The organism is Pseudomonas sp. ADAK2 (genome assembly GCF_012935755.1).
Classification (GTDB): Bacteria; Pseudomonadota; Gammaproteobacteria; order Pseudomonadales; family Pseudomonadaceae; genus Aquipseudomonas.
Window position 1 is genome coordinate 6,654,685 of sequence record NZ_CP052862.1, and the last position, 5,171, is coordinate 6,659,855.

Annotated in this window: 4 protein-coding genes; 2 read left to right on the forward strand and 2 right to left on the reverse strand. The window is 61.7% G+C overall.

All coding sequences use genetic code 11. The features are described from left to right. Nucleotides 1-154: 154 nt before the first annotated feature. Together HKK52_RS30600 and HKK52_RS30605 are read right to left on the reverse strand one after the other, a co-directional pair. Nucleotides 155-1,981, reverse strand: a complete 1,827-nt coding sequence (locus HKK52_RS30600; protein ID WP_169373834.1) for a glycoside hydrolase family 15 protein — start codon at nt 1,979-1,981, stop codon at nt 155-157. After that, nucleotides 1,974-2,774 (reverse strand): glucose 1-dehydrogenase, encoded by an 801-nt coding sequence (locus HKK52_RS30605; protein ID WP_169373835.1) that lies wholly within the window; start codon nt 2,772-2,774, stop codon nt 1,974-1,976. Before HKK52_RS30605 ends, HKK52_RS30600 begins: the two co-directional genes overlap by 8 nt. A 186-nt stretch (nt 2,775-2,960) precedes the next feature. On the opposite strand from HKK52_RS30605, the gene HKK52_RS30610 reads away from it, so the two are divergent. Together HKK52_RS30610 and HKK52_RS30615 are read left to right on the forward strand one after the other, a co-directional pair. Then, on the forward strand, nt 2,961-4,133 hold the full coding sequence (locus HKK52_RS30610; protein ID WP_169373836.1) for an MFS transporter: 1,173 nt from the start codon (nt 2,961-2,963) through the stop codon (nt 4,131-4,133). A gap of 78 nt (nt 4,134-4,211) precedes the next feature. Further along, nucleotides 4,212-4,943, forward strand: coding sequence for a thioesterase II family protein (locus HKK52_RS30615; RefSeq protein WP_169373837.1), 732 nt, complete (start codon nt 4,212-4,214; stop codon nt 4,941-4,943). The last annotated feature ends 228 nt before the right edge of the window (nt 4,944-5,171 follow it).

Sequence of the window (5,171 nt, forward strand, 5' to 3'; positions counted from 1 at the left end):
AAATATTGTAGGGGCGACCGACATACCCTCGCCACGGGGAGTGTGTTAAGCCTCATATACTGCGTTTTTTGTTTATCGCGGGCGGGCCTTGCTCCTACAGGATAGGGTCGGAAAAGTGATATTTCCGACAAGACCTGGCGGATATGGATGACATTCACGGCTGCCAGTAATTCTTCTCCCCACTCAATTTCCGATCGAGAAAACTCGCCGCACTGATTAACGCCAGATGCGTTAGCGCCTGCGGTGTATTCCCCAGATGTCGCGCATGACTGTCGAATTCCTCAGCGTACAACCCCAACGGATTGGCATAACGCAGCAACTGTTCAAACTCCAGATGCGCCTTTTCAACCTGACCGGCCCGGGCGAGGCATTCGACGTACCAGAACGAACACGCGGCGAAGGCGCCTTCGGTGCCGGGCAGGCCGTCGATCTGGCTGTCGTCGTTGCGGTAGCGGTAGACCATGCCGTCGCGCACCAGGGTTTTCTGTATTGCTTCCAGGGTCGAAAGCCAGCGCGGGTCCTTGGCGCTGACGAAGCGCACCAGTGGCATCAGCAGCATCGAACCATCCAGTGCGGTGCCGCCGATGTGCTGCACGAAGTGCCCGCGTTCTTCGTTCCAGAAGTTCTCCCAGATGTCGGCGTAAATCGCCTGTCGGGTCTGGTCCCAGCGGGCGAAGGGGGCGGGCAGGGAGCGTTTGGAGGCCAGGCGGATCGCCCGGTCCAGCGCCACCCAGCACATCAGGCGCGAGTGCAGGAAGTGATGCTGCTCGCCGCGCATTTCCCAGATGCCGACGTCTTTGCTCTGCCAGGTTTCGCAGACTTGATCGACCACTTCCACGACGTGCTTCCAGCCTTCGTGGGAAATCGCTTCACCGTATTTGTTGACCAGGTACACCGCGTCCATCAGCTCGCCGAAGATGTCGAGCTGGATCTGGTCGTAAGCCTGGTTGCCGATGCGCACCGGTGTTGCGCCGCCTTGGCCACTCAGGTGCGTGAGTTCGGTTTCCGGCAGTTCCTGGCGGCCGTCGATGGCGTAGAGGATGTTGATTTTCATCGACTGGCCGTGGCAGTCGCTGACCCGGTGGCGCATCCATTTCATGTAGGCGTTGGCTTCATCGACAAAACCCAGGCGCATAAAGGCATACACGGTGAACGAGGCGTCGCGGATCCAGGTGTAGCGGTAATCCCAGTTGCGTTCGCCGCCCGGGGTTTCCGGCAGGCCGAAGGTCGCGGCGGCGAGAATGGCGCCGTGTTTGCGCGAAGTCAGCAGCTTCAAGGCCAGGGCCGATCGGTTGACCATTTCCCGCCAGCGCCCGCGGTAGTTGGACTGGCCGATCCAGTCGCGCCAGAACTTCAGGGTGCGTTCCATGCACAGTTCGGCGGCGCCTTCCTTGAAGCGTGGGTCGTCGCTGGCGCCCAACAGAAACGCCGCGCTTTCACCTTGTTTGAGGGTGAATTCGGCGATGGCGGCATTGCCGTCGAGGCTCAACGGCTGATCCGACGTCAGGCGCAGGGACGGCTGATCTGCCGCTTCAAACAGCACATCCTTTTTATCCATGTGCCCGCGAGTTTTCGCCCGAGCGTAGTCATGCCGTACCGCGCATCGCATGCGCATCGTCGCGGTACCGCTGACCACCCGCACCCGGCGCATCAGCATCGGCAGGTCGTCTTCGCTGTCGCCGATGGGCAGCAGGTCGGTGACTTCGACCACCGCGCGTTCGCTCAGCCAGCGGCTTTGCAGTACGTTGGTGTCCGGCAGGTAGATTTGCTCGCGGCGAGCGTCGGGCAGGTCCGGGGCCAACTGGAAAATCCCCGCTTCGGGGGTGTCCAGCAACGAGCAGAAGATCGACGGGCTGTCGAACTCCGGCCAGCAGAAGAAATCCACGCTGCCCTTGTCGTTGACCAATGCTGCACTGCGCATGTCGCCAATGATGCCGTGGGCGTCGATGGCGCTTTGTCGTTCGGGATGATGATCAGCCATTGCCACGGAACTCCGGATAGAGGCTCATGCCGCCGTCGATAAACAGGGTGGTGCCGACGATGTAGTCGGAGGCATCGGAGGCGAGAAACACCACGGCGCTGGCGATATCGTCGACATCACCGATGCGGCCGTAAGGGATGAGTTCAAGCAGCTTTTGCGCGGCGTCGCCCTCGGTTTCGGCGCGGTTGATCGCCGTGCGAATTGCCCCCGGCGCGATGCCGTTGATGCGGATTTTCTGCTGGCTGACTTCCTGGGCCAGGGTCTGCATCAGCATGTCGACGCCGCCCTTGGACGCGGCGTAATTGACATGCCCGGCCCAGGGAATGCGCTGGTGCACCGAGCTCATGTGAATGATCTTGCCGGCGGCCCGGGACACGCCTTGGCGGATGCCTTGCTGGTTGAAAATCCGCAGGGCGGCGCGGGCGCAGAGGAACTGGCCGGTGAGGTTGACGCCGATCACCTGGTTCCAGTCGGCGAGGCTCATGTCCACGGCTTTCGCATCTTTTTGCATCCCGGAATTGGCCACCAGAATGTCGAGGAAGCCGAAGGCCTCAATGGTCTGTGCGAACAGGCGTTCGACGTCTTCTTCCTTGGAGACATCGGCGCCAATGGCGATGGCGCGACCGCCGCCGTCATTGATCTGCCGCGCCAGTGCTTCGGCGGGTTCAGCCTGGGAGTTGTAGTTGATCACGACCGCAGCACCGGCGGCGGCCAGGGCCTTGGCAGCGCCGGCACCGATGCCGGAACTGGCGCCGGTGACCAGCGCGACTTGTTGCTCGAGGGAAATCTGCATGCAGGTTAGCGCCTTGCGGTGAGGGCCTAAGTAGCTGACTGGTTTGGGAGGGCGAGAGTTCATTTGCGGGATGACTGTGAAGAACTCTTCATGAGCGGGCGCCTTCACATTCCCCCAACAATTCCCCGCTTTCCCCTCGACCAACCTTTATGGCAACTTGCAGGCCCGAATCGAGGCCCGCAATCCATGGCAAATCCCTACCGCGAACTGTTCAAAGCCCCTGGCGCCGGCGCCTTCGTGCTGGCCGGGATGATCGCGCGCATGCCGATTTCCATGACCGGCATCGGCCTGATCACCATGCTTTCGCAGTTGCAGGGCGGCTACGGCCTGGCCGGCGCGGTGGCGGCGACCTTCGCCCTGGCCACGGCGTTTTGTGCGCCGCAGGTCTCGCGTCTGGTGGATCGTTACGGCCAGGGCCGGATCCTGCCGGTGTCGGCGTTGCTGGGCGGTGGTTCGCTGTTGCTGCTGTTGCTTTGCACCCGCTTGCAGGCGCCGAACTGGACGCTGTTCGTGTTCGCCGCGCTGGCCGGGTGCATGCCGAGCATGTCGGCCATGGTCCGGGCCCGTTGGACCGAGCTCTACCGTGGCCAGCCGCAATTGCAAACCGCCTATGCCCTGGAATCGGTGCTGGACGAGGTCTGCTTTATTGTCGGACCGCCGCTGTCGGTGGGGTTGAGTGTGGTGGCGTTCCCCGAGGCCGGTCCCTTGGTGGCGCTGCTGGCGCTGGCCATTGGGGTTCCGGCATTCGTGTTACAGCGCGCCACCGAACCGCCCGTGCATCCCCACGAAGTTCACCATCAGCGCTCGATCATCCGTTCCGGGGAAATCCAACTGCTGATGCTGTTGATGACCGCCATGGGCGTGATCGTCGGTGTGGTGGACGTGGTCAGCGTCGCGTTCGCCGAACAGCAGGGCCAGCCGGCGGCGGCGAGTATCGTGCTGTCGGTGTACGCCATCGGTTCGTGCCTGGCCGGGTTGGCGTTCGGCGCGTTGCGCTCGAAAGCGCCGTTGCCGCGATTGTTCCTGTATGGCGGTGTGATGACCGCCGTGACCACCTTGCCGCTGTTACTGGCGACGAACATTCTCGGCTTGGCCCTGGCGATGTTCGTCGCGGGGCTGTTTTTTGCGCCGACGCTGATTGTGGCGATGGCGTTGGTGGAACGTATCGTCACCCCGGCCAAACTGACCGAAGGCCTGACGTGGCTGATCACCGGGTTGAGCATCGGCGTGGCGATTGGTGCGGCGAGTTCGGGTTGGCTGGTGGATGCATTTGGCGCGCGCAGTGGTTTCTGGGTCGCGATCGCCGCTGGCGCCGTGGTCCTCGGTTCTGCGATTCAGAGCTATCGCCATCTGAAATGATCGACGCCGACCGGCGCACTAATTAGCGCGTACCTTCATTCGTTCTCTTGAATAGACAACTTTTTTGAGGGACGCCCGGTGACCCAGCTGACATTGCTGTGCCTGCCCTATTCAGGGGCGAGTGCCATGGTTTATAGCCGTTGGCGGCGCAAACTGCCGGAGTGGCTGAAGCTGCAACCGGTTGAACTGCCGGGGCGCGGCGCACGATTTGGTGAAGCGCTGCAAACCGATATACGCGCGTTGGCCCGCCAATTGGCAGCGGAGCTGCAAACATCCTTGCGCGCGCCATATGCCTTGTTCGGCCACAGCCTGGGGGCATTGCTGGCCTGTGAACTGGCGCATGCATTGCGCGCACTGGGCTGTCCGGAACCGGTGGCCCTGTTCGCCTCCGGCACGGCCGCACCAACGATGCGCAGTGATTACGACCGGGGCTTTAGCGAGCCCAGGAGCGACGCCGAACTGATCGAACAGTTGCGCACGCTCAATGGCACCAGTGAAGAGATCCTGGCCAACGAAGAGCTGATGAGCCTGACGTTGCCGGTCCTGCGCGCCGACTTTCTGTTGTGCGGACGTTTTGAACCGTTGCCGCGTCCGTTGCTTAAATGTCCCGTGCACGTGCTTGGCGGCACCACCGACCGCGCCACCACCGAGCAGTTGATCGGCTGGAGCAAGGAAACCCAGGGCAGCTTTTCCGTGGACATGCTGGCGGGCGGGCATTTCTTCATCCATGAGCATGAAGCCAAGGTGTTGCGCGTGATCAAGGATCAACTGGATGTGCACCATCGGCGGCACGCGATGGCCATCGCCTGACCCCGAACCCTCCCCAAGGAGCTGCCGAAGGCTGCGATCTTTTGCTCTTGAATTTCGAAGATCAAGAGCAAAAGATCGCGGCCTTCGGCAGCTCCTACAGTCATTGCGTTCCCGCCCTTCAAACTCCCTTCTGATACTTGTTCTCATTCGCTAATTTTTCCGGTCTGCATTCGTTTTATAGGGACGACGTGCCTTTGTGCTTCCTGCCAACGATCCGGATGCTAAGAA

Bases quoted from the DNA above. Each gene is read 5' to 3' on its own strand.
- HKK52_RS30600 (WP_169373834.1), bottom strand. From the start codon at position 1,981: ATGGCTGATCATCATCCCGAACGACAAAGCGCCATCGACGCCCACGGC.
- HKK52_RS30605 (WP_169373835.1), bottom strand. From the start codon at position 2,774: ATGCAGATTTCCCTCGAGCAACAAGTCGCGCTGGTCACCGGCGCCAGT.
- HKK52_RS30610 (WP_169373836.1), top strand. From the start codon at position 2,961: ATGGCAAATCCCTACCGCGAACTGTTCAAAGCCCCTGGCGCCGGCGCC.